Source organism: Patescibacteria group bacterium, from assembly GCA_041651155.1.
Lineage (GTDB): Bacteria > Patescibacteriota > Patescibacteriia > CAIXNZ01 > CAIXNZ01 > JAPLYF01.
On sequence record JBAZJU010000001.1, the window covers coordinates 39,920 to 64,809 of the forward strand.

General features: G+C 36.4%; 23 protein-coding genes. 18 read left to right on the forward strand and 5 right to left on the reverse strand.

Features of this window, described 5'->3' with window-relative positions:
* Nucleotides 1-48: 48 nt before the first annotated feature.
* The 4 genes from argS (at nucleotide 49) to WC460_00215 (ending at nucleotide 6,410) form a co-directional block, all read left to right on the forward strand.
* The gene (gene argS, locus WC460_00200) at nucleotides 49-1,758 is read left to right on the forward strand and encodes an arginine--tRNA ligase (protein MFA5187767.1); all 1,710 of its coding nucleotides are present in this window, start codon (nucleotides 49-51) and stop codon (nucleotides 1,756-1,758) included.
* 321 nt (nucleotides 1,759-2,079) lie between these two features.
* Nucleotides 2,080-2,217, forward strand: coding sequence for a hypothetical protein (locus WC460_00205; GenBank protein ID MFA5187768.1), 138 nt, complete (start codon nucleotides 2,080-2,082; stop codon nucleotides 2,215-2,217).
* A 568-nt stretch (nucleotides 2,218-2,785) separates the two neighbouring features.
* A complete protein-coding gene (locus tag WC460_00210; GenBank protein MFA5187769.1) occupies nucleotides 2,786-5,455 on the forward strand; it encodes a peptidoglycan DD-metalloendopeptidase family protein in 2,670 nt (889 codons plus the stop codon).
* A gap of 226 nt (nucleotides 5,456-5,681) precedes the next feature.
* Complete coding sequence (locus WC460_00215; GenBank protein MFA5187770.1) at nucleotides 5,682-6,410, forward strand: hypothetical protein; 729 nt, start codon at nucleotides 5,682-5,684, stop codon at nucleotides 6,408-6,410.
* A gap of 51 nt (nucleotides 6,411-6,461) precedes the next feature.
* Here the strand turns inward: WC460_00215 and WC460_00220 are convergent, their stop codons facing one another.
* Complete coding sequence (locus tag WC460_00220; GenBank protein ID MFA5187771.1) at nucleotides 6,462-7,766, reverse strand: UDP-N-acetylglucosamine 1-carboxyvinyltransferase; 1,305 nt, start codon at nucleotides 7,764-7,766, stop codon at nucleotides 6,462-6,464.
* A gap of 179 nt (nucleotides 7,767-7,945) precedes the next feature.
* Here WC460_00220 and WC460_00225 point away from each other — a divergent pair, with 179 nt between their 5' ends.
* Nucleotides 7,946-8,416, forward strand: coding sequence for a hypothetical protein (locus WC460_00225; protein ID MFA5187772.1), 471 nt, complete (start codon nucleotides 7,946-7,948; stop codon nucleotides 8,414-8,416).
* 40 nt (nucleotides 8,417-8,456) lie between these two features.
* On the opposite strand, the gene WC460_00230 is transcribed toward WC460_00225, so the two are convergent.
* Nucleotides 8,457-9,182 (reverse strand): hypothetical protein, encoded by a 726-nt coding sequence (locus WC460_00230; GenBank protein ID MFA5187773.1) that lies wholly within the window; start codon nucleotides 9,180-9,182, stop codon nucleotides 8,457-8,459.
* Between the two features lie 229 nt (nucleotides 9,183-9,411).
* Between WC460_00230 and WC460_00235 the strand changes: the two genes are divergently transcribed.
* The 7 genes from WC460_00235 (at nucleotide 9,412) to WC460_00265 (ending at nucleotide 14,532) form a co-directional block, all read left to right on the forward strand.
* Entirely contained in the window at nucleotides 9,412-9,843 is a 432-nt protein-coding gene (locus WC460_00235; protein ID MFA5187774.1) for a hypothetical protein, read from the forward strand.
* Between the two features lie 501 nt (nucleotides 9,844-10,344).
* A complete protein-coding gene (locus WC460_00240; GenBank protein ID MFA5187775.1) occupies nucleotides 10,345-10,947 on the forward strand; it encodes a class I SAM-dependent methyltransferase in 603 nt (200 codons plus the stop codon).
* A gap of 6 nt (nucleotides 10,948-10,953) precedes the next feature.
* Nucleotides 10,954-11,427 carry a GNAT family N-acetyltransferase gene (locus WC460_00245; protein MFA5187776.1) on the forward strand — a complete coding sequence of 158 codons (474 nt, stop codon included), beginning with the start codon at nucleotides 10,954-10,956 and terminating at the stop codon, nucleotides 11,425-11,427.
* Between the two features lie 58 nt (nucleotides 11,428-11,485).
* Complete coding sequence (locus WC460_00250; protein MFA5187777.1) at nucleotides 11,486-12,307, forward strand: BtpA/SgcQ family protein; 822 nt, start codon at nucleotides 11,486-11,488, stop codon at nucleotides 12,305-12,307.
* Nucleotides 12,308-12,350: 43 nt separating this feature from the next.
* Nucleotides 12,351-13,292: a phosphotransferase gene (locus WC460_00255; GenBank protein ID MFA5187778.1), complete on the forward strand. Its 942-nt coding sequence runs from the start codon at nucleotides 12,351-12,353 to the stop codon at nucleotides 13,290-13,292.
* A 54-nt stretch (nucleotides 13,293-13,346) separates the two neighbouring features.
* Complete coding sequence (locus WC460_00260) at nucleotides 13,347-13,895, forward strand: hypothetical protein (protein MFA5187779.1); 549 nt, start codon at nucleotides 13,347-13,349, stop codon at nucleotides 13,893-13,895.
* Between the two features lie 172 nt (nucleotides 13,896-14,067).
* On the forward strand, nucleotides 14,068-14,532 hold the full coding sequence (locus WC460_00265) for a hypothetical protein (GenBank protein MFA5187780.1): 465 nt from the start codon (nucleotides 14,068-14,070) through the stop codon (nucleotides 14,530-14,532).
* Between the two features lie 40 nt (nucleotides 14,533-14,572).
* On the opposite strand, the gene WC460_00270 is transcribed toward WC460_00265, so the two are convergent.
* Nucleotides 14,573-14,818: a hypothetical protein gene (locus WC460_00270; GenBank protein ID MFA5187781.1), complete on the reverse strand. Its 246-nt coding sequence runs from the start codon at nucleotides 14,816-14,818 to the stop codon at nucleotides 14,573-14,575.
* 207 nt (nucleotides 14,819-15,025) lie between these two features.
* Between WC460_00270 and WC460_00275 the strand changes: the two genes are divergently transcribed.
* From WC460_00275 to WC460_00300, 6 genes are all read left to right on the forward strand, one after another.
* On the forward strand, nucleotides 15,026-15,472 hold the full coding sequence (locus tag WC460_00275) for a hypothetical protein (protein ID MFA5187782.1): 447 nt from the start codon (nucleotides 15,026-15,028) through the stop codon (nucleotides 15,470-15,472).
* A gap of 125 nt (nucleotides 15,473-15,597) precedes the next feature.
* Nucleotides 15,598-16,383 (forward strand): hypothetical protein, encoded by a 786-nt coding sequence (locus tag WC460_00280; protein ID MFA5187783.1) that lies wholly within the window; start codon nucleotides 15,598-15,600, stop codon nucleotides 16,381-16,383.
* Nucleotides 16,384-16,505: 122 nt separating this feature from the next.
* Complete coding sequence (locus tag WC460_00285; GenBank protein ID MFA5187784.1) at nucleotides 16,506-17,216, forward strand: type 1 glutamine amidotransferase; 711 nt, start codon at nucleotides 16,506-16,508, stop codon at nucleotides 17,214-17,216.
* Nucleotides 17,217-17,349: 133 nt separating this feature from the next.
* Entirely contained in the window at nucleotides 17,350-18,519 is a 1,170-nt protein-coding gene (locus tag WC460_00290; GenBank protein MFA5187785.1) for a glutamate-cysteine ligase family protein, read from the forward strand.
* A 673-nt stretch (nucleotides 18,520-19,192) separates the two neighbouring features.
* The gene (locus WC460_00295) at nucleotides 19,193-20,404 is read left to right on the forward strand and encodes a class I SAM-dependent methyltransferase (protein ID MFA5187786.1); all 1,212 of its coding nucleotides are present in this window, start codon (nucleotides 19,193-19,195) and stop codon (nucleotides 20,402-20,404) included.
* Between the two features lie 718 nt (nucleotides 20,405-21,122).
* Nucleotides 21,123-22,673, forward strand: coding sequence for a GAF domain-containing sensor histidine kinase (locus WC460_00300; GenBank protein ID MFA5187787.1), 1,551 nt, complete (start codon nucleotides 21,123-21,125; stop codon nucleotides 22,671-22,673).
* 108 nt (nucleotides 22,674-22,781) lie between these two features.
* Here the strand turns inward: WC460_00300 and WC460_00305 are convergent, their stop codons facing one another.
* Entirely contained in the window at nucleotides 22,782-23,351 is a 570-nt protein-coding gene (locus tag WC460_00305) for a hypothetical protein (protein MFA5187788.1), read from the reverse strand.
* Nucleotides 23,338-24,846, reverse strand: a complete 1,509-nt coding sequence (locus WC460_00310) for a metallophosphoesterase (protein MFA5187789.1) — start codon at nucleotides 24,844-24,846, stop codon at nucleotides 23,338-23,340. The genes WC460_00305 and WC460_00310 overlap by 14 nt, the downstream gene beginning before the upstream one ends.
* Nucleotides 24,847-24,890: the final 44 nt, after the last annotated feature.

Sequence of the window (24,890 nt, forward strand, 5' to 3'; positions counted from 1 at the left end):
ATAAAATAATTTTTGTAGATTTGTAATATAATTTGTAATTTTGTAGGGATGACTATTAACGACAAAATTAAACAGGAAATCGTTAACCTTTTAAAAAAACAAAAGGTCATGATTAAAATTGAGGATTTGGAAATGCCGCCGAGTGCGGAAATGGGTGACTGGGCTTTGCCTTGTTTTAATTTGGCCAAAGAATTTAAACGAGCGCCGCAGGAGGTGGCTAAAGATTTTGCTCAGAATTTGAAACCCAGCGGATTAATTATAAATTTTAAAAGCATTGGGCCTTATTTAAATTTTGTGATTGACGCAAGCAAGGTGGCAGAAATAGTTTTAAAAGAAATTAGTAATAGTAAGCGCAAATATGGCCAAAGTAAAATCGGGAAAAAAGAAAAAGTAATGATTGAATATTCCCAGCCTAATACGCACAAGGAATTTCATGTCGGGCATTTGCGCAATGTCTGCATTGGCTCTGCTTTGGTCAATATTTATAAAAATTGTAATTATAAAGTTATTTCCGCCAATTATCCGGCAGATTCCGGAGCGCATGTGGCAAAAACTTTATGGTACATGCAAGAATATTTAAATCAAAGCGATATACCATCTGATCCGGCTGACCGCGGTGAATTTTTAGGTCAAACTTATGCGCGCTCTGTGGCTGAACTTAAAGATCATCCAGAATTTAAACCTCAAGTTCAGGATGTGATGTTAAAATTAGAGGCCGGTGATAAACAATTAACAAAATTGTGGCAGGAAACAAGGCAATGGAGCTTGGATCAGTTTAATAAAATTTATAAAGAACTTGGCGTTGATTTTGATGTTTGGTTTTATGAAAGCGTGGAAGAAAAAGAAGGCAAGAAAATGCTGCCTCAGCTTTTAAAGCATAGTTTTATCAAAAAGAGCGAGGGTGCGATCATCGCGGATTTAATCGAATATAATTTGGGAATTTTAGTTTTAATTCGTCAGGATGGCACTGCTTTGTATGGCATTAAGGACTTGGCTTTGGCCATGAAAAAATTTAAAAAATATAGGATAAATAAATCCTTGTATTTAGTAGACATTCGCCAGTCGCAATATTTTCAGCAAATATTTAAGATTTTAGAATTGCTGGGCTTTAAAAAGGAAATGGTTTATGTGCCCTATGAATTTGTGCAATTAAAATCTGGGATTATTTCTTCGCGCACTGGCAATATTGTGACCTATGAAGAAGTGAAAGAAGCGGCTTTAAATAAAGTTTTGGCTGAAACTAAAGTCCGTCATCCCGATTGGTCTGAAAAGAAAGTTAATGAGGTGAGTTTGAAAATCGTGTTGGCTGCTTTGAAATTTGGCATGCTCAAAAGCGGTAATGACAAGGTGATTACTTTTGATATAAATGAATCTTTGGATTTAAACGGCTTTACCGGGCCATATTTGCAATATACTTTGGCGCGTTTAAATTCTATTTTTAGAAAATTGGGCAAAGTAAAGACTAAAATAAGAATTGATTATAAAAATTTAGCCGCACCAATTGAAACTCAATTGATTAAAGATTTAGCTGCTTATCCTGATAAAATTTTAGAAAGTTTAAAGATAAACGACCCCTCGATTATTGCCCAATATTCATTTAAATTATCCCAGGATTTTAATGCCTTTTATCACGAACTCCCGGTTTTAAAAGCTAAGCTTGATGTTCAGGCAGCGCGTTTGGAACTTTTAAAGTCCATCTTGCAGGTCTTAAAAAATGGTTTAGAGATATTAGGGTTAGAAACACTAATTGAAATGTAAAAATTTTAAATAAAGAAACCCCGCACACTTTGAATGCGGGGTTTTTAAGTTTTCTAGACTTACAGTCCATAGCTTTTCCCTCGGGAGCGGGGATCCTCCATCTGGCATTTGCATCAGTATCATTGGCGGAAGAAAGAAAGACCGCCTCGCTGGGCAAGTTCCCAGATTTCCCCTTTTGGGAGACTAAGCTCTAGAATTACTTCTAGTCGGAGACATATTGTTTGCAAGATTGTATTTAGCCGGCATTCCGGTAAAATGATTTTGGCTTAGAATTTTTCTTGCGCACTTTATGTTTGGGCTATGAGGCTGGAGATAGCTGAAATGAGAAAGAACTCTCCCGATATTGCCTTTGCTAGTCTAAAAAACTCAACTGATTTTAGTTTAACTTATTACTTAATTATTGGCAATCTTTTAGGGATTTTTCCACAGAAATTAGATGGAGTTGTTAAAAGTTATTAACAAAAAGCCGCTTGCTTTATTATCCTGAAAAAAATGAGAGGACAAGGATTCTTCGCTTTGCTTTGAATGACAGAAGAGGTTTTTTGTTTAACTGTGCATAAATCATCTAATTATTTTTAACAAAAATTGAGATTAAAAACCTCTTGTCAGAAAAAACAGGCATGATATTTTTAAGGCATAAATGCTTGAGCCAAAATTAGCTTGGGCAATATAAAGTAAAACTATGAAAGGGGGAAACAAAAATCAAAAAAAGAGAGCACTCCTTCGCACAAGGCTACGGAGTGCAGGGAGGTAAACACTTTTAATTGTGAAGGTGTTTTTTTATTGTTAGTTCTTTGAAAACAAAAAACAAAAGAAAGGAGTACGTGATTTAAAGTAGAAAAAGTTTAAAAGCAACAGGAGCGCGTCATTTGGCAAGAAAAAAGCTTAACCTCAAAAATTGGACGAGTTGAAAAGCATTTTAACGCGACCTTTGGCACGTTAAAATGTCTGGCCCTGCACTAGCCTAGTTATGTACTGGGCAGTGCAGGGTAAAGTTTAACCCAAAACAAATTCAAGGAGTTCTGAAATGAAAAAGTTAGTGACAATCGCGGTTATGGTTCTGGTGGCTATGCTTTCACAAGAGGCTTTGGCTCACCAGATGTATATCAAGCAAAACCCGACAAACCAGATGGGTATTGAATTTGGCGTGGACAACGCGACCGGCTTTGTACGTTGGCGCGCTTATGTCAAAGGCTGGACCAATAACAGCCAAGGCTTAAATTCCGGCTGGCAATCAGCCAATGGCTGGTGGTATTATGACATCTCTTCGTTAACCCAAAGAGTCATGTGGCGTTTGGATGGTTTGACCAACCAAAAGTTTACAATTACTTACTGGGTATTTAAAAGCGATGGCACTTGGGAATATGGTCCGCAAGTGGAAGTGATCTCAGACCAGATCCTGCCAACTGCCTTATTTGCCAGTCCTACCAATGGCCAGACTTTCACAACCAACCAGTTCAATATCTCAGTTAGCTCAAATGACAGCTTAAGTGGCGTGGCAGCGATCAGGATTTACGCTGTGGTACCCAGCGGCTTTAGTTTGAGCGGCTGGACGCCTTCAGGTTTAGCTAACCAGTTTTACAAAGAATTTGGCCCATCTTCAATTAACTACAATTTTGTAGCTCCAAGTCCGGGCGCATATACCTTTACTCTCTGGGTCAAGGATAATGCCGGCAATATTGCCTATGAACCTGGTGGTCCAATTACAGTAAATGTAAATCAAGAAAATCCTCCGCCTCAGCCTACTCCGCCGATCGCACCCAGCAATTTACAGCTCACAGCCAATGGCCAGGCAATTACTTTAACTTGGCAGGACAATTCCAGCGATGAAGAAGGTTTTGGCTTGTACAAAAATAGCCAGTTTGTAAAAAATTTTACAGCCAATACCACTACTTATGCAGACTCTGGACTGCAATATGGCCAAAGCTACTGCTACAATGTTTATGCTTTCAAGGCTGGCTTAAATAGTTCTGGCATTGAAAGCTGCTTAACGCTGACAGCGCCGCCAAGCACAGACTATCACTATGCTGACAGCTTTACTTATCCATTAGCCTGCGACAAAATTTACAGAATTGAAAAAGATACGGAAATCCCAACTGGCGCCTGCTTTGATTATCAGCCTTATGGTTCACTTTTTGCCTACCTGGATAAAATTCATCAGGGAGATGATCTGAACCTTAAAGGCATTAATGATTTAGGCAAACCAGTTTATGCGATTGCTAATGCTCTTGTTTGGGACTATGGCTGGACAAGCGGCTGGGGCAATTATCTGATTTTGCGCATTCAGGCCAACCCAGGACAATTTTTTTTCCTGACAGATAGCACAAAAGTTACAGAGATTTATGTGCTTTACGGCCATTTGGATGAAATTCAGATCATCAAAGATACAGGCGCTGTGATTGAAAAAGCCAGCATTGTGAAACAAGGGACTTATGTGGCCAAAGGCTGGCAGATCGGCACAGTCGGCGACGGCAATGGCAATTTTAGCCCGCATTTGCATTTTGAAATCAGGATTAATGGCTACAGCCAGCTTGGCAATGGTTATTGGCCAGTTTCTGATCTAACCTATTTAAGCTATTTCGTGGATCCACTGGAATTCATTGAAAATAATGAGTCATTGGCCAAACCAGCTTTGCGTGTTTCTGTGCATGGCTATGATATGCAGACATCCCGCAAAGTTAATGTGGCGCTAAACCAAAATTATTGGCACAGGCAGGGACGTGAAAGCGATGGTTTGCCCTTGGCTGCTGTTGGCTGGGCAAATCATATCTGGCTGACCAGCTCAACAAATGACACAACAGCTTCCTGGAATTTCTACGTGCCGCAAAACGGCGCTTACTCAGTTTACGTTATTGTGCCGCGTTATTATGGCCAGGCCAGCGGAGTAAGTTACAAAGTCTGGCATAGCAGCCAAAATACAGCCAATCCTTATGTGGCAAAGATAAACCAGGCAAACAGCGATGTAAATAATAAGGTTTATCTTGGCACATTTGATTATTATCAGAATAATCAATATTCGGTAGATCTGCTGAGTAAGACTGCTGATAATCCAGCGAAAAATGTAGCTCTGGATTCAATCGTGCTTACCTATGAAGGTGATCTTGGCACTGGCGGAGGAACTGTTCCGCCGACTGATCCGCCAAGCAGTACAGAGCCGTTAACGATTAATTCTTCCGGCACACTGACCTTGCGATACTCTGGCACCTACTCAGCGCCGGTATTATACTGCTATGGCTCGGGAATGCCAGGCAGTACGCCCATATTTTCCGGAGGAATTAAAGAAAAAACAATTAATGTCAGCCAATCCGGCAGGGTCTATTGCAACATTGAATTTGAAGACGGCCAGTGGCTGGGCAATTATCAGGGCATTATGCCAAATCAACATCTGTACGTTGAAGACCAGGAAATTACCTATTTTGAAGATAATGGCCAGGGCGGTAGCAATCTGATTTTTGACCTGGTTGTTAATGGCGATCCTGGAGATTCTCCGCCTGATGTTGATGATCCATCGGGAACCATAAATTTCAGCGGCACGATTAATGTCCCCGGGCTCGATCAGTCCGCTATTAAAGGGGCAATCGGCTGTCAAATCAACAGGGGTGGGCAAGTCTTTAACTTCACAACCCTAATTAATCTGCTCGTTCTTTTCTCTCCGCTCCTTTTCCTTGTGATGCGCCGGCAAAAAAAATCTGCTTAGGCGCAATTGCCCCGGATCAAAAAATGGTCCGGGGCTTCTTTCTTTTCCACAATAAGATTGATCAGTATTTACAAATTAATAACAGTTTATTTTGTATAAGATTAGTCATTTTTTTAACTTAGTGTTAGCAAATTATAACACTTTTTAAAAGCAGGAGAGCTTGTTTTAATATATATTATAATTTACTATTAAGATAATAAACTAAAAAATTAATTTTAGAAAAATTATGAAAAAATTACTCCTTATTATTCCGGTTTTGGCCTTATTGATTTTCCTTTCAGCCTGCAATCTAAAAGTCAATCTCAATTCCAATCTTAACCAAAGCACTGTTAAAATTGAGCCGAATGCAAACCAGAATGCCAATGAAAATGTAAATCAAAATATTAATGTAGCGCCGATAGTCAACACAGAATATGTGGTGACAGCTAATCCTGAAAAAATGGTTACAGAAATAAAAAGCGGGGAAGTGACTTTAAAAGATTTTAAAGCATTGTGCGGCAATGAAGTCATGGTTTATGCTGAACCTAAAAATGGCTTTATAATTTTTCAGGCTTTTAATCCTGGTTCTGATAAGCCAATTTCCAGTTTGTATTTGTTAGATTTGAGTTCCAAGGGCTGTAAAAAATTAGACGTGTCTAAAGAATTGTCTGATTTCGGCGCTTTGATTTTATCACCTGACCAGACAAAGCTGGCAGTGGCTTTAGAAACCAATGAAGCTAAAGAATTAAAAGTTTTGGATTTAATAAATGATACGGCAAAAGCTTTAGTCACCTTGCCTGAAGGCGAGACTTTAAACGGTGGTTATGGCGCCTTATCAAATCATTTTGATATAAAGTGGCTTGATGACAAAACGATTCAATATACTGTTTATGAAGATACAGTGAAAAATTATGCCAAGGAAGCGTCAGAAAAGATAGAAAAAGTTTTGCAGGTCAGGGTAGTGAAAGTTGAATAAAAAAATTAAATAAAAAAACGGTCCAATTTTCTTCGGGCCGTTTTTTATATATTAATCAATTTTTTTAATATCAGCGCCCAAGGAAGAATTTAATCTGTCAGCAATATTTTCATAACCGCGGTCAATCGGATAAGAATTTCGTAAAATAGATTCGCCTTTAGCTGCCAACATGCAAATGAGCAAGTTAATTGATGGCCTCAGGGCTGGCGGGCAAATAACTTCAGCTGGTAAAAGTTCTGTTGGGCCAGTAACTAAAATGCGATGAGGATCAAGCAGAGTAATATTGGCGCCCATGCGCTTTAATTCAATCGCATAAATCAAACGGTCTTCATAAACCCAGTCATGGACCAGGGTTTGTCCCTCGGCTTGGGTTAGAATGGGAATAAATATTGGCAGATTATCAATATTTAAACCAGGATAAGGTTGCGGATGGATTTTATCTGGTAAGGCAGTCAGTTTGGACGGAAAGATTTCAATATCAACTAAATCAAAAAATCCATTTTTAGATTTATAAATCTGGCTTAATTCAAATTTTTGGCCCATCACTCGTAATTTTTCTAATTCCAGACTCAGAAAATCAATGGGGCAATTGGTTATTTTAAAATTTGACTTAGTGGTAATGGCAATGGCCATAAAAGCCATGGCTTCAATCGGATCAGGCATGATTGGATAATCTGTCACTGGATTTAATTTCTCTACGCCCGTGATGGTTAGTTTTTTTGTGCCAATGCCGGAAATATTGGCGCCAGCCTGGTTTAGAAAATGACATAAGTCCTGGACCATGTAATTGGCAGAAGCAAAATTAATTTCTGTTGTGCCAGGAATTAAGCAGGCTGCCATAATTGTATTTTCAGTGGCTGTATCGCCTGATTCATACATGGTAAATGAAGCAGCCTGGCGATGTTTAGAATTAATTTGATATTCGCCATCTGATTCTTTTACTTCAATTTTTAAATGGTCAAAAGCAATTAAATATGGATTAACTGTTCTTTTGCCAAGTTTGCAGCCGCCTGCTTTGGGCATGGAAAATTTTTCCAGTTGGCTAGATAAAGCACCCATTAATAGCAGGGCAGAACGTGTTTTACAAAATGATTCTTTGTTGATTTTTTCTGGCAGTAGATTGCCATTATTGGTTATTTCTAAACTATGTTCATTCAGCCATTTTATTTCTAAGCCAAGTGAAGTCAGGATTTCAATAATTCTTTTAACCTCTTCAATGGCCGGCACATCAATTAAAGTTGTTTTGCCTGGGATCATGGCTGTGGCGCACAAAATCGCTACGGCTGAATTTTTCGCCGAGTTGGTCTTGATTTCACCTTGTAATTTTTTTCCGCCGTTGACTAAGAATGTAGACATAATAAAAGTTTAAGATAAAATTATTGTAGCTTATTTTGGGAGTTTTGGCAATCGTGATAATTGGTTGAGGCCGCCGCCCCGACGTACGTCGGGGCGGCGGTCACTTTAAATTTGTAATTTTTTTTATGACATGATAAGTTAAATAAAATCAGAACTTTATATTTCAAAAGGAGGAAGGGATGAAAAAAAATAATTTTTGGCTTGTTTTGGTTCTGTTAGCTGCAGTAGCAATCGGTCTGGGGTTGAGTGTTCTTAGGGAGCATTACGTACAATATAAGTACCACCAGCAATATTGCGAAGAGTTGTTGGATAGCTCAGCCCCTAACACTGGTTATCCAAAAAACTATAGTGCCATGCGCCAGTATTATCACTGCGTACTGTCGCTTAATGAAGATGTGAATTGCTATCAAAAATACCGTCAGGAAATAATCGATTGTCAGCAATCGAGCAAAGAAAAGATGTCAGAGGAAGAAATAAAACGCCATTTAGCTGGCGGAGCCATTGAAGAAATTTGTCAGGACACTGCAAAATTATGCACCGAGAGCCAAAAGGAATTTACCGGTGATGAAGATTTAAAAAAAGCAATGCTAATACTTTGCATAGAAAAGACCAGGAAAGCCTGCACTGACCTAGGCATTGAATGGAAATAAAAATAGCCCCGTTATAACAAACGGGGCTTAATTTTTTTGATTAGTTGAATTTAATCTTGTCGCGATATTTTGGATCTATGCTTTCCCGGAAAACCTTGGGAAAATATGGTTTTAGCTTCTGGTAAAAAGAAACGTCCGTTTTCATTAAATCCTCAAATGTTGCCAGGGAGGTTGCTGTTTTAAGGTCAACGTGGAAAAGCTCCATTAATTGGCAAACATTAGGATTAGTCTGCTTTAAAAAATTATTTTTTTGAGCAAAAGATGTTTCTGCCAACTTAGCGCCATCTTCGTCAAGGTAAACAATCTTCGTGCCTTCTTCTAATGAGATTGTTTTCTCTTTTTCAGGACTGATTTTAATGTCATGGTAAATATGATAGTGCTCATGGACTAGTACGCACCAGAGTTCTTCCTGTCTAGCCGTTTGAAAAGATCTGAGGCTGATTTCCAGAGTTTTATTTTTAGGATCATATTTTGCTGGTACTTTCATTACTCCGGTAATAATGCCCAAAGTTAATTGGTTGTTATTGAGCAGATCATAATAGTCAGCTTTGACTTTTGCATCAGGCAAAGTATCCAGAGCATGGTAAAAAGGCTCGCTGGCCGCTTCCATCTGACTTTGATTATGGGAGAGATAGATTATGCCCCCAAAAATAATAACAATAATGGGAATAGACACATAGAAAATTTTGTTGCTTTTTGTCTGGCAACTGCAATTTTTGATTTTTTGCCTGCATTTGGGACACTTGTTGTTTGGTGATTTTTTCACTTTAATCACTCCTTTCTAAATAGATTTTGTCAAAGGACTTAATAGTCCTAAATGTTTAATATTAGCAATAAAATGAGAAAAAGTCAAGGGTAATGTAATGATATGTAATAATAAATAAATCCCAATCATTTTTGACTGGGATTTTTTTATCACACTTGTAAAAATTTTTCATTGATGATATTTTGAAATAAATTAGTTTGAAGGTATTCTTTTAACAAAGGAGGAAATGATGGAAAAATTTGCGTCTAAGACAATCTTGGTTCTAATTATTTTAAGCTTGGGAGGATTTATTTTAATTTTTTCTGTAAAAGATTCCCCCCAATTTGACAGCCAGAAACAAATTAACCAGAAAGTAAATATTCTTTCTGAACAAGAAAAATGTGAGACATCGTTGTCGTCCTTAACCCAAAAAAGACCCTTTTGCCAAGATTTGAATTTTTGTCCTGAACCATGCTGGCCAGAACTCAGAGCAGAAATTACTCATTGTTTACAATTAAAAGGGGAATCTGTTAACCCTGAAAAGATCGAAGGATATTTAAAAAATAATTTTCCACCTGCATGGTTCGCAGAATCAAGAGCAGCTTGTAAAAGTTGGGCTAAAACAGATCAGGAGCTCAAAGACTGTTTGCGTGGCTATGAGCAAACTTGTTCAAAAAAATAGTGCTTCTTATTATAAAGAGCCAATACCCCATAAAAATTTGGGGTATTTTTTTATTACAATCATTGACTTATTGAAAATTTTGCGCTAAGATTGGATATTAAAATCAAAAAAAATTGACGTACCTTGAAAGGAGGTTAAAAAAGTGAAAAGAAAGGCATAGTGCTCGATGGTTGCAATTGTGCTATCTCGCACATGACCCTGCTTCCAAATGGAACTGTTTATGCGTGCCGACGATTCGATAGTCTGGTTGGCAACATATTTGAACAAAGCTTTAAGGAAATATTCTTGTCTCCAGAAATGGATAAATATCGCCAGGTGGAGAAACTATCTGGTTGCGCAAAGTGCGACCTCCTGTATTATTGTAGAGGGTGCCATGCAGTTGCAGCCGGTACAACTGGTGATTTTTTTGACAAAGATCCCCAATGTTGGCGAAGTTAGTATTTAAGCGGTAGCAAAATATAGTGCTATCGCTTTTTTAACATTTTAGATATAATAAAAAATATGAAATACAATAATATTTATAAACAAAATCAAAAGGTTTGGGGTCAGGAACCCAATAAGCTCCTGCAAATGATTTGGCAAAAAGTAAAGCCCAAATCATATTTCTTAGATTTGGGTTGCGGACAGGGGCGGGATTCAGTTTTTATGGCCAAACAAAGATTTAAAGTTGTGGCTATTGATGAATCTAAAGAGGCAATTGAGCAGTTAAGGGCAAGGGCTGTCAAAGAAAATTTAAAAATTGAAACAATTTGCCAGAGCATTGCGGATTATAAAATTGTCAAAGATAAATTTTCAATCATAAATGCCTATAATATTTTTCAATTTTTGGATAAAGGCAAGACAGGGGAGATTATTGATAGCATTAAAAAAAATTTAAAGCCTGCTGGTTATGCAATAATTTCTGGCTTTACTGTTAGTGATTCCTTATATTTAAAGCAGGAAAATAAATCTAAGGGATATTTTAGCACCGATGAATTAAGGGAATTATTTAATAATTTTGAAATTATATTTTACTTTGAGGGAGAAATTGTAGATAAAGGACATGCGGGTGCGAATTTAACGCATAAACACAATGTTGTGCGGATAATTGTCAGAAAATTTTAATACTATATGCTAGAAGATATTAGAATAAAATTAGTTACCAAGCTTAATGATTCACAAATAAGACAACTTGTTCGTATTTTAAATTATGACAAAAAATTAAATCAGAGTTTAGGTAATAAAAAAAATAAAATTACAGTTAAACAGTTTAAATCTAAAAATAAAGCTTGGGCAAAAGATAATCAGGCAAAAATGTTTGCCATTATGTATAAAAACCGGGCTATTGGCATGATTTCATTAAGCCATATTAATTTAAAGGATAAAAAGGCAAATATCGGATATTGGTTAACCAGTAAGCATTGGGGAAAGAGTATTACTACTGAAGCGTTTAAACAAGTATTAGCAATCGCCAAAAGAAATAAAATAAAATATGTTTCTTGTACAATAGCTAAAAACAATAAATCCTCTTTGGGTATCTGGCAAACATATCGGGCTAGTATTAAAAGAAATAGAGACAATATAATACCGCTTATTAAGTTGTGAATGTTATTTAATTTTCCATTTTTGGTATCAGGATATATAATATTTACAGTAACGGCTTATGAAAGATAAATTTAATAAAATTTTTAATAAAAATAAAAACATAGTTATCGGAGCAATTCATTTTCCTCCGCTTTTAGGATATCCTGATTTTCCCGGGTTGGAAATTGCAATAAGTAATGCTTTAAATGATTTGAAGACCTTTGAGCAAGGCGGTGTTGACACTGTAATTTTTGAAAATAATTATGATTTGCCGCATAAAGAATTTGTTGAACCAGAAACAGTGGCAGCTATGACATTTTTAGGCACCAAATTAAAAGCAGCAACTGCATTACCCTTAGGAATTAATGTTTTATGGAATGATTACAAAACTTCCTTGGCCATTGCTAAAATTTTAGGTTTGAAATTTATACGTGTGCCTGTCTTTGTGGATGAAGTAAAAACCGATTACGGCGTGATTAAAGGCGACCCGCAGACAATTCGCAATTTTCAGAAATCAATAGGTGCTGATGAAGTAGCTTTATTTACTGACATTCATGTTAAACATGCCGAATTATTATCTAAATTATCCCTCGTTGAATCGGCGAAATTAGCGATTGCTAATGGCAGTGATGCCGTTATTGTTACGGGCAAGTGGACTGGCGATGCACCCGATTATGGGGAACTAGAATTATTAAGAAATAATATCGGCGATTTTCCTTTAATCGCTGGAAGTGGTTGTAATAAAGATAACATTAAGGAAGTTTTTAATTATTGCAATGCTGCAATTGTGAGCACGGCATTAAAAGAGGGAGAAGTTACAAAAAAGGAGATTAATTTAAAAAATTGGATGCAGAGAATAAGCGAAAATAAAGTAAAAGAGTTTATGAAAGCAATAGTTTAAGAGTAAGAGAAGATTTATATTAAAAATAAATAATATACACATAATGACTAAAACAACAGAATTTAATAATGTATTTGAAATACTAATTTATTATGAGTTGAGTGAAAATGGTCCTGTTCATATTATGCGTGAATCTGGTGATAACAAAGTATATCTTATCGGAGAGAAAGATAAAAAGATATTACGTGTAAGTAAACGGTTACCAATAGAGGATGTTCAGTTTGAATATGAAGTTTTAAAGCATCTCGCTAATAATAATTTCCCAGTTCCAGTGTGGGTCAAAACAAAAGAGGGTGCTTTATACGCATCTATAGCAGGTGTTGCCGTAGCTGTTATGTTTGAATTTTTGGAAGGTTATCACGCTCCTGTTAATAAAGATATTTTACCAGCAATAGAACAAGCACACAGTGCTGGACGAGCTTTAGGATCTATGGCTGAAATTGGTAAAACCTTTAAATCGTCGTCTTTTCGTCGAAGAAATATATTCAGTGAATTAGAGAGAGTTCTACAAAACGAGGAAATTTTCAAGAATGATTTTGAAGGAGGGGATACTTTTGTTGAGCAAGTAAAACAAGTTATTAAATTTGGTCAGGAAGCTCAAACTTCAATTGGACTTATCCACAATGATTATCGATCTGGAAATGTCTTTTTCAAAAATGACAATGAGATTAGCGGGGTCATAGACTTCGATTGGAGTTGCATAGGCCCCCACATAAAAGATCTTGGACTGGCAGTGTTAGAATGGTCCTTTTCTGATGGTCAAACTGAGCCTGACTTTACAGTATTTGATGCGTTTTTAGATGGGTATAATTCAATATCGACGCAAAAATATACAAAAGGTAAAGAATTATATTTATGGATAATGTTTGCTGCATTGTCAGACGCCTCAACTTATTTTTGTGACAGATTAAATCAGCCTAATTTGGTAAAAGATATTTCTTCTTCACATATGTACCAGAAATATCTTTTCTTTTCAAAATTATAAAAAAGAAATCAATGTCATTAAAAAACAAAGTAAATTACTAAAAACAATAAATTTATGAACAATAAAAAGGAAATAGAGTTCAGAGGCATCTTGGGGAAAAAACAATATTTTGATCTACTAAAGAAATTGATTTCACGCGGCTATGCCCATGAAAAAGATGATAAAATTTCATATTTTTTTGTGCGCAAAAAAGGGATATTTAAAATAAATGATGAAATTTCTAAAAACCAAGCTAAAATATCCTTAAAACTTGGTGATGAAGAGAATGGCAAATTGTATGAAAGCGAAGTCTCTCTTGATCGACGTCACTTCAACGATTTGCTATTTATTTTTCAAAAACTTGGATTTACAAAATATCATAAAGTTGAACAAAAAAGAGACAACTTCTTGTTAAAAGATTTTGACGTTGAACTTTCGCTTAAATATACGCTTGATTTTCAATATCATTTTGAAATTGAATATTTGGGTAACAAAATAAAATCTGAAAATAAAATTAAAAAATACTTAAAAGAAGTATGTGATAAATTTAATATAGTACCTTTAGAAGAAAAGGAATTATTACAGAGAATTCAAGATATTAAGAAGAAACATCGGTTGCACTAAGAGCTTATAGATATCATTTTAGAAGTTTAGTTTATTATAAAAGACTAATTTTTAATAAAATTCCAATCATTTTTGACCGGGATTTTTTAAACCCACTTGCAATAATTTCAGATAGATGGTAATTTGAAATAAATTCAGTTCTAAAATCTAATAACTTAACAAGGAGGAAAAAGTGAAGAAAAAGATTGCTCTGGTGATAGTAATCGTCCTAATAATTAGCACCTTGCTTTTACTCAAACAAAAATATCAAGAGTACAAATATAGAAAGCATTACTGTGAATTATTATTAAACGGTTCCGATCCTTACCGAGGCTTCCCTAAGGGTTATGCCATCCGTCAGTACTATCATTGCATCATGTCTGATCAAGCTTATAGAGAAAATACCAATTGTTACCAGCAATATCGCCAGGAAATAATTGATTGTCAGCAATCAAGTGAAAAAAAGATGTCAGAAGAAGAGATAAGGCGGCATTTGACTGGCGGAGCAATGGACGAAATTTGCCAGGATACTGCAAAATTATGCACCGAGAGCCAAAAGGAATTTACCGGTGATGAAGATTTAAAAAAAGCAATGCTAATCCTTTGCATAGAAAAGACCAGGAAAGCCTGCACTGACCTAGGCATTGAATGGAAATAAAAATAGCCCCGTTATAACAAACGGGGCTTAATTTTTTTGATTAGTTGAATTTAATCTTGTCGCGATATTTTGGATCTATGCTTTCCCGGAAAACCTTGGGAAAATATGGTTTTAGCTTTTGGTAAAAAGATATGTCTGTTTTCATTAAATCCTCAAATGTTGCCAGGGAGGTTGCTGTTTTAACCAGTAAACACTGGGGAAAGGGTATTACTACTGAAGCATTTAAAAAAATATTAGTCATTGCCAAAAGAAATAAAATAAAATATGTTTCTTGTACTATATCCAAAAATAATAAATCCTCTTTGGGCATCTGGCAAACATATTGTGCTAGAATTAAAAGAAATAAAGATAATATAATACCGTTTATAAAGTTGCGATGATAATTTATTTTTTAAAGAAAAAATTCCAATCATTTTTGCTGGGGTTTTTATATTTGCTTTTTTCCTAATAAAATAGTAAATTAAAACAAAACTTGTTCTTCAAAGGAGGAGAAATGAGAAAAAATATATTTCTGTGTATTCTTTGCTTTTCTTTGGTATTTCTGGCCGGAGGGAAAAAAACCGAGACAGACGAGCTTGAAGAGCTGATTTTATCATATAAATCACAAGGCGTGTCTATCTCAAAGGAAGAATTTTGCCAAGATTATCTTGATTATGTGTCCCAAAGAGAATATCTGCACTGCGGCCTAGCACCTAATCAGGTTGATTGCCAGTCCTATGTGATTAAGATGACTAAGCTATGTTTAAAAACGAAAGGACTGGAGCCAAACAATGATAATGTAGATAAAGTCATGGCAAAATTTTTAAGCGAAGATATCTTTTGCGAATTTTTGCAAAAGAAAATTAACGAGGTGAGCACTGAATCTGAGAAAGACGTCCTTAATATGTTAAAGGTGCAGTTTGAAACCGCAGCGAAAAAAAAGGTTAATTGCGCCAAATAAATCAATTTACCCTGATAATCTCAGGGTATTTTTTTGCACAAACCATTGACTTATTGAAAATTTTGTGCTAAGATTGGATATTAAAATCAAAACGAATTGACGTACCTTGAAAGGAGGTGAAAAAAGTGAAAAAGAAGCAAAGGATGAAGAGGCAATTAGATAAGCGCTCAAAATTCAAGAATTCTGCCATCCCTGTAAGTAAAACACAAAATCCAAGTAAAAGAAAAAGCATATATTTATTGGTAGTTATATTCTGCGTCTTAGCGCTTGGCTTGATCTTGACAATAGTAAAAAGCGCAAATGCACCAGTAAATAAAGACACCACAGAGATCGGGTCGCAATTGGAAGGCAAGGCAGCGATTGATAGATTTATGCAATTGCTTGCCAGTTTGCCAGACGATGATGCCCGCAACAACCTTTATGAGCAGATAAGCCGGAGAGGCTTAAGGTTAGAGCCTTATTCAGGCGAATATGTTATGGAATTCAAACCAAAGATTTCTGTTCTACGGTTTAATCCAGGCATACTTTCTTATCAAGAAGGTTACATCTGGTCGTATATGGTTCATGAAAATAGGCATATTGAAGATTGGCAAAATAAGCATGAGTCAGGCAAACTGTACTTGCCCTGCGAGATGGAAAGATATATTTCCCATCAATGTAAAATAGAATGGTGGGAGGCTGAATTCAGGGCAGTTCAACAGCAAACGATTTTTCTGAAAAAAAATAATTTGGCGCAAGCCATGCCTACTGGCCCCAGGGTAAATAATCGGGCAATATTTGAAAATAATAATGTTCGCCTGGCTGCGCTGATATTCTTACGGAATAATTATTATGAAAGTAAATCGCGATCACCTGATCTGCTGGAAGTTTTTCCGGAATTTTACGCAAAAAAATTAGCTGAAATCAGCTAGCAGATAAGCACTAAGTTTGAACTTGGTGCTTTTTTTATTTACCCTTGACATGTATTTTTATAGTTTTGTTTAATTGAATATAATATGTTATAATTTTTAAATAAATTTAACTAATATACAAAATGAAAAAAATTTTGTTAATACAAATCAGAGATAATAAAATAATTGCGGATCATGAATTTCAATGTTTTAAAAAAGCAACCCAAGGAGAGAAAATTAACCTTGAGCGAGTTAATATTTATTTCCAGGATTTTTCGCCTGATAAAATTATTAAGAAATATAATGGATTTTTAACTGGGGGTAGTAATTTTTCAATTAAAGATAAATTTCCGCGCAAGGCTAAGCTTTTTAAATTAGTTAAAAAAATAATTGAGCGGGAAAAACCATTTTTAGGAATTTGTTTTGGTTTTCAGGTTTTAGTGGAAGCAGCTGGAGGCAGGGTGATTTTTGATAAGAAAAAAGAGGAATTTGGGAGTAAAATTGTTTATTTAAATAACCAAGGCAGACAAGATAAGCTTTTTGAAAATTTGAAGCGAAAGTTTTATGTACAGCAGGGACATGAATGGCGCGTAGCTAAATTGCCCACTGATATGCTAAGACTGGCGAGTGGCAATGCAGTTTTAAATCAAGCAGTAAAGATAATTGATACTCCAGTTTATGGCATCCAATTTCATCCCGAACTTGATAAAAAAGCAATGTTATGGCGGTTAAATTTATATAAAACCAGTCAGGTATCTTGGTATAGTTTTAAGAAAAATCCATTCCATAAATTATTGCCGACTTCTTCCAGCAAGAAAGTTTTAAGTAATTTCATTAAGCATATAGTTAAATAAAAATTTATAATTTAATTTTAAAGACTGCTAATGCAGTTTTTTTATTCTATCTTGACTTTTTCCATTTTTCGTGTATAATTAGTAAATTGCGGTTAAGCAATCAGTACGTTTAAAATTGAAAGGAGGTGAGGGAGTGAATCTGAAAAAATTCACTAATTTATTCAACTTTGATACTCAGAAAAAAATGTTTCTGGGTATTGAGGAGGAATTCTGGCTAACTGATTCAAAAGGTTTTTTAGTTAATAGAGCAGTTAGCCTCTTGCATGAAGCAGCCAAAGAAAAATTGAATCTTAATTGGAGCAGAAAAGAATTTCTCAAAGATATCTGGAAAAAGGGGACAAAAGGTGTTTTAAATAATTTGCGTTTAAGTGTAGGTTTGCAGCCGGAATTACCATTATCACAGATTGAAATAAACACCAACCCCTGCCCTGATTTTAAATCTTTGGAAATTGATCTGCTGGCACAAAGAGGTTATTTGTTCTTCTTAACCGAAAAAGAGAAAATAAAGGTGTTGCCAACTGCAACACCATTATATCCTTTTGCGGCGAAAATTTTCCCGCTTCCTTATTATCAAAAAGTCCAGGAAATTTTTGCTGATAAAATCAAAAAGGGTTTTATCTCTGGCCAACATATCCATATCGGAGTGGCAGATGAATCAGAGGCGATCAAGGTCTTCAATCTCTTGCGAGAGTATTTGCCAATTTTTCTGGCTCTTTCTACAAATTCCCCTATATCAGAAGGGACTTCAACTTCGCTGCATTCAGCCCGATATTTCAAATATAGGGTGGTGGCTGGGCAAGTAATTCCCAATCCCGTCTTATCGTGGAAGGATTATTATGGCACGCTAGAAAAAATGATGTGTCTGGACGATCCGACCAGAAACTGGAAAATACTGCGCATCCATCCTTATGGCACGGTTGAAATTCGTGTCTCTGATATCCAGCTCACTGCCAAGGAAGCGATTTTTTTGGCAGTCATCGCTAAAGTGTTGGCTTTTTTAGCCCTTAACTCCAGTTACAATCAACAATTTTCCAGTTTGGAATCAATGGAGAGTAGTTTATTAAGGTCCGCAGTCTACGGGTTGTCCAGTCAAGAGCTAAGGCAATCAATCATAAAGGCTCTTAGTAAATTAACAGCCATTGCCAAAGAAATGGAGATTGGTGAAATCTGGCAAAGAGTTTTGGAGTGGGTTAAAGAAGGATCAAACGGATCGCAACGCCAGCTCAAATATCTGGCTTGGGCGAAAAATGATCCTGAAAAACTCTTTCAGCTAATCAATAATGAGTTCATAAATGAACTTTAGTAGCATCTATTCGCAGGTGCTACTTTTTTTATATTTTTATTGAGTTGATTATGATTTTATTCTTGACAGACAATGAAATTTGCAGTATTATTTATTAAATCGGTAAGCAAATATGTTTAAGAAGTGGCGCACTTTAAATTTTAGAAAAAAGAAAGGAGTTCTTTAAATGGAAAAAGATAATTCCCCAAGAGCCTATGGCCTAGTAGTGAAAATTCTTCGGTTAAAAGCATTTTTACGAAGAATTTTTAAAACTTGTATTTTGGTGTTGGACAGAGTCATTAGACTGGTTGTAATCGCAGTAACACACCCGTTCGCCTTTTTTTGCGGGACATTTATTTTACTGAGTGCACAGCTTTATGGCCTCATACGCCGTAACGTGTTGTATCTAAAAGATGAGGACTTCTAGGCGAGTGTTCTCATCACATTTTAAGGAATTAGCCCCAAAGAAATAATTATAAAGATCTGCAAACGCAGGTCTTTTTTTTATTTATAGTTACATAATTTTTCTAAATTATGGCCCTTGACTTTTGCGAAAAATATGTTCTAGTATGGTATGCCCCCATACCCCCTTGACAGCGCATCAAAGTGGTGGTATCATTCACTAAATTGGGTCGCAAACCCTTTTATGCTTCAGTAGAAGCATTGAACGTTGAAAAAAAGAGAGGAGGCCAAAATGGCTACGAAGTTTAAAAAAAATGATTCAGAAGAAAATCATTATGTCCACAGTCACGCTGAGCCATTAACAGAAGATAAAATTAAGAAACAAAAACATGACACAGTAGCTATGGACCCTTCTCTAAAAGTAAATCTTAATAAATTAGCGAAGGATGTTAGTTACAAGGTCGACAATGATTCAGCAATGAACTTTGAACATAAAAATTTTTCCCATCTTCTTGCAATGCCCATATCCCTTCTCATGACCGTTTGGGCATTCCTAAAGACTGCACTATGCGCTTTTTTGACATACATCCGCCATGAAGAAATTTCTTACCAACCGCAGACTGCTAATGAGCAAGATTGTTCCGAAGGAAAGAAGATAGTTAAATGGTTCAATTTCAATGCAGCTTTGCGTGTATGGTGGTGTGTGCCTCAGGAAAAAAAAGGTGAAACATTGAGGCCAAGATTTACTAGCCTTTTCTTTGATAGATTCAGCGCTCCTCTAAAAAAAATACGTCATGGAGCTGCCTCATGGAAAGCTCTAGACATTATCTATCATCATGAATTCGGGAGAGACAAAACTTTTGGGAGCAGGCTAGCAGATTTTTGGATTGGCATGAGAAATGCTCAAGCCGTTCGCAACCGTCACAAGCTTGTGCAGAGAGAACTAATCAAGGTGATTTGTGAGATAGGCAAAATGCAAGTAAATTTACTCTCCGTTGCCTGTGGTTCAGCCGAAGCAGTAATCCAGGTAGTAAAGACAGTTAAGGAGGAAAAAGGAATAATAGTAAAGGTCACATTACTTGACCTTGATGCTAAGGCGCTAACTTATGCAAAAGGATTGGCAAAGGAATACGGTATTGAAAATCAGTTCTTAACGATTAACGAAAACATCAAGAATTTGGAGAAAGTAATTACGGACTCCTTTGATGTTATTGAGATGCTCGGGTTTCTTGATTACCAAGTATACGGGAAAGCAGTTTCACTGGTATCAAGATTGAGAGCATTACTAAATAAGAACGGGGTATTCCTTACCTGCAATATAATGAACAATCCTGAAAAATATTTTTTGCGATGGGTCATTTCTTGGCCAATGATTTACCGCAAGCCGTACGAAGTTGCTAAAATAATGTTAGCAGCTGGGTTCAGGAAAGAAAACATTGCGTTAATTGCTGAGCCTCATGAAATTCACATGATGGCAATATGCAAGTTAAATAGCAATTGTTAATAAGCCTCTGAAAATGATATAATTATTTCAGAGGCTTTTAAATTCCAGAAAATAATACTGGGAAATTATGCTTTATTTTTCACTTAGCGCATTAATTAATGCAATTACAAGTTTAATCCTTGGTGTTTTTGTTTTGTGGAAAAATCCGAAGGATAAGATTAATAGATCTTTTTTTTATTTTTGTTTCAGTGTTTTTATATGGTCATTTGGCTATTATTTCTGGCAAATTTCCAAAGACTCTGATACTGCATTATTTTGGCTAAGATTATTAACTTTCGGTTCTGCACTTATTCCACTTTTTTATTTATATTTTAGTTTAGTCTTTGCAAAGAAGGAAAGGAATAAGGGAGTTGCATATTTTTTTATAATATCAATAATTTTAGCCCTTTTAAGTTTAACAAACTATTTAGTTGTAGGAGTGGGTAAAAAATTAATTTTTAATTTTTGGCCAATACCTGGAGCATTATATCCTTTTTTGCTTTTAGTTTTTTTTGCTTATACTATATATTCCTCTGTTATCCTTTACATTGAATATAAAAATTCGTCAGGCTTAAGGAAAGAACAATTAAAATATATTTTATTCGGGTTTATCGTTGGCTTTATAGGTGGAAGTACAAATTTTTTATTATGGTATAATATACCATTTCTTCCTATCGGCAACATTCTAGTATCGGTTTACGTCCTAGCAACTACCTATGCAATTATAAGGTATAGGTTTATGGATATTAGAGTTGTAATTAAACGTTCGGCTATTTTTACAATTTTAGTCTTGCTGATAACCTCAATTTATGCACTTTTTACCTATTTAGTTAGTATTTTTTTTCAGGGTATTATTGGTACCCAATCTGTCATTGTGAATGGTGTGATAACTGCCGTTCTAGTTGCTTTAGGCTTTGAGCCTTTAAAGAAATTCTTGTCTCAAATCACAGACACTTTTTTATTTAAAGCTGAATACAATCCTCAGCAGGTTTTGGGTGAATTTTCAGATAAATTATCTTCTACTTTGAATCTGGATGAATTAACCCAATTTTTAGTGAAAAAAACTAGCGAGGTATTTAAGTGCACCAAATCCTCGCTTTATTTATTTAATCCAGATCATCAGGAATACCAGGAAAAAGCCATGTGGGGCAAGCGCAGCGTAGAACCAATGGCAAAAATTGAGCCCAAATTATTTAATAAAATTTTCAGCTACCTCAAGCAGATTGGCAAAGCCAAAGATGTCATTGTCAGGGAAGAAATTAAAAAAATTAATGAGCAGTATAAAAATCAGGTTTTAAATTTACTGATTAAACAATTAGATGAACGCGAAGTGAATTTAATTGTGCCGTTTTATGTGAAGGAAGAATTAATAGGCATTTTATTTTTAGGCGACAAGAAATCCGGAGATGTTTATTCTCAGCAGGATTTAAATGTTTTGGAAATCATTGCTGGCCAGTCAGCGGTTTCCATCCAGAATGCCGGGCTTTTTGAAGAGCAAAAGCACTTTGCCGAGCATTTGAAACGCGAAGTTGATAAAGCCACCAAAGAATTACAAATTGCTAATGTGCAGTTAAGGAAATTAGATAAGGCTAAGTCAGAATTTATTTCCATTGCTTCCCATCAATTACGCACGCCTTTGACAGTTATCCGCGGCTATATTTCCATGATTGAACAAGGTGATTTTGGCATTGTCTCGCATAAAGTTCAAGAACCATTGGACCGCGTTTATAAAAGTACCATGAGAATTATTGGCCTGGTTGAGGATTTATTAAATATTTCGCGCATTGAAAGCGGCCGTTTGAAATATGATTTTAAGCCAACTGATTTACCTGCTTTGGTGGCTGATGTTTATGAGGAATTAAAACAGCAAGCTAAAAATAAAAGTCTGCAATTTGAATTTATCAAGCCAACCAAAGAAATTCCCCAGCTGGTGCTTGATCAGGGTAAAATCAGGGAAACGATTATGAATCTGATTGATAATTCCATTAAATACACTGATGCTGGTTTTGTCAGAGTAAAACTAGAACGCGATGATGACCATGTTACTTTGAGCGTCAGTGATTCCGGCCGCGGACTTGCGCCAGACGAAATACCATTATTATTTCAAAAATTTTCTCGCGCCAAAGGCGCGCAGCTGATGCACACCGAAGGCACTGGCTTGGGTCTTTATATTGCCAAAAATATTATTGCCAAGCACGGAGGCAAGATCTGGGTGGAAAGCCCTGGGACTGGCAAAGGCTCAACTTTTTATATTAGGTTTAGGATAAATAATAAAAGGCTGGAGAAATAATTAGAAAAAATAAAAAATTGCCTTGTTGGGCAATTTTTTTGATTGGTTAATTTTTTGATTAATAAAAAAAGCGGCTCAGGTGTAAAGCCTAGCCGCTTGTTAAGACATTTACTGCGGTTTGCAGTGAAGAGCGATTTTGTTTTCATCGCTCAACGTGATATCAAGAAAATCCTCGGGAAGAACAGGAAACTCGCTGTATCTTGGAAAGGTTATAAATTTATAACTTTCCATTCTAAAAGAATTACCGTATTTCTGTTTTTCCCATTTGATTAATTCTTTAAGCAGCCCAAGCGGGCAGAAGTGAAGACCAGATTTAATCTCCGCTTTTGGTTTGAGCACGAAGTTAAAGATGAGCCCAGTATTGGTGCCGTTCGTAGGTCGTTCGGTTGTCTTGTGGCTTATCCACCAATCCACGCCATTTTCCCACTGCCTGGGATGTTTATTGCATTCTTGGATTGGCACAAGAACATCAACATCTTTGTGTTCTGCAAAGATGCGGGGGGAGGTGGTGCCTTTCCAAATTTCTTTGGCTAGTCCGCCGATAAGTATACCGACGGCATTATAATTCTTAAGCACTTGGTCTGCCACTTTAAGCCCTTCAATCCCACAAACGGCATTTAGCGGACTTGGCGCTCTCCATTCAAGACGTAGATCCAAACTCATTCTAAGTGCCATCATATTTTTCCCCTCCTTTGACTTCAATTTCTAGTGTTTCCGTATTAATGAGCACAGTTTGTAAGCTGTGTATGTGCTCGCCACCAGGATTAATACAGAGCGTATTTCCGAGTAAAGTGACATTGGCGCCATAAAGCCGTGGCGCTTCATGGATGTGGCCGAAAAGAGCTATTTGTGGTTGCGCTTCCAGAATGAATTGCATTATGCCCTGACTGCCTGCGTGTTTTTGGCCATTCACTTGATCCAACACTTCGTAAGGTGGATTATGAATTACCCAAACTGCTTTTTGTTCGCCAAGCTGGTTTTGCAAAACACGAAGCTCCGCCAGGATTTCTTTTGATTTTTTTTCCCAGGCTCGGTACAGGATTTTTGGTGGCAGGGATTCTACAAAGCTGTAGCCGACGATCGCAAAGTTTTCATCTAATTTGTGGATTTTACCGTGAAGATAGTAGATTATTCCTTCGCGTTCAGCTTCTTCTAGCAATGATGCGTTCTCAATCAGGTCGTCATTGCCGAGCATTGCATAGACTGGTTTATTGTTGTTGGCTGCTCTCCATTGTTTTGTCAGAGGCAGAAAAAATTTCTGAAAGAATTTCTGCTGAGCCTGTTTAAGGTGAGCAGGATCTTCTGCTTTATTTTTCAGTTGCGCTATGTTTGAATGTTTCGCCAAAGAAGCGATATGGGTTTCTTCCAGGATCGTTTTGTAGGCATGAGCCCGAAAGAGTCTTGTATTTGTGTCCTTGAATGATTGGAGAATATGCTTTGCCAGCGGGCTTTTATGCTCAAGTAAAACTTTTTCAACTCCGTGGGTAATCTTTGTCATTTGCCCTTGATAGAGCTCAAATAGAATGCACTCCAGCAAATATTGCGATGGTGCCCATTCAGAGAAATTTTTTATTTTTGAGCCAAGAGCCAGCGAACACTTGTGCGTAAAGGCATCGCGCATTGCTTCAGTCCAAGTCTCCTCTTCCTGCTTTAGCCAATCCACAACGCAATCACCTAAAATATCCAGCTCCATTTCAGAAAGCTGGAGTTGAGCCGGTTTCCCGACTGGCTCAGCGCTTTTGAAAAAAGCATAGAGCTTTTCAAGTATGATTTGTTCCATCATTAAGGTTTCAAACTCATAGAACTTGTTTGTCAGTTCATAGAGTATGTAGCCTTGTCGCTCTAGATGCCTTGCCAGAATTGCAGAGCCGATTCTCTCATTGAAAGTTTTGATGGCTTGCAAACTCTCTAAATAAGAATTTGATTTTAAGCTCTGTTCGAGACTGTCAGTCGGAATGACTTCGCCGTCTATAAGCGGCAGATCTTCGTCGTTAATTTCGTAATTTTCTTCTTCAGAGTAGTCAGGGTGCTGTGCAAGTTTGATAGCTACTGACTTGGGAGTCAGATCGCCACCAAAAACTATTGCATCAGCCTGCTCTTTTTGAGCTAGTCTGAACACAGCTTCAATGGCGTTTTGATTCCCGTGTAGATCGGTAGCGTATACAAACCGCATGATCACCTTACCTCCTTTTTGTTGTCAAAAAACGTTAGTTAAAA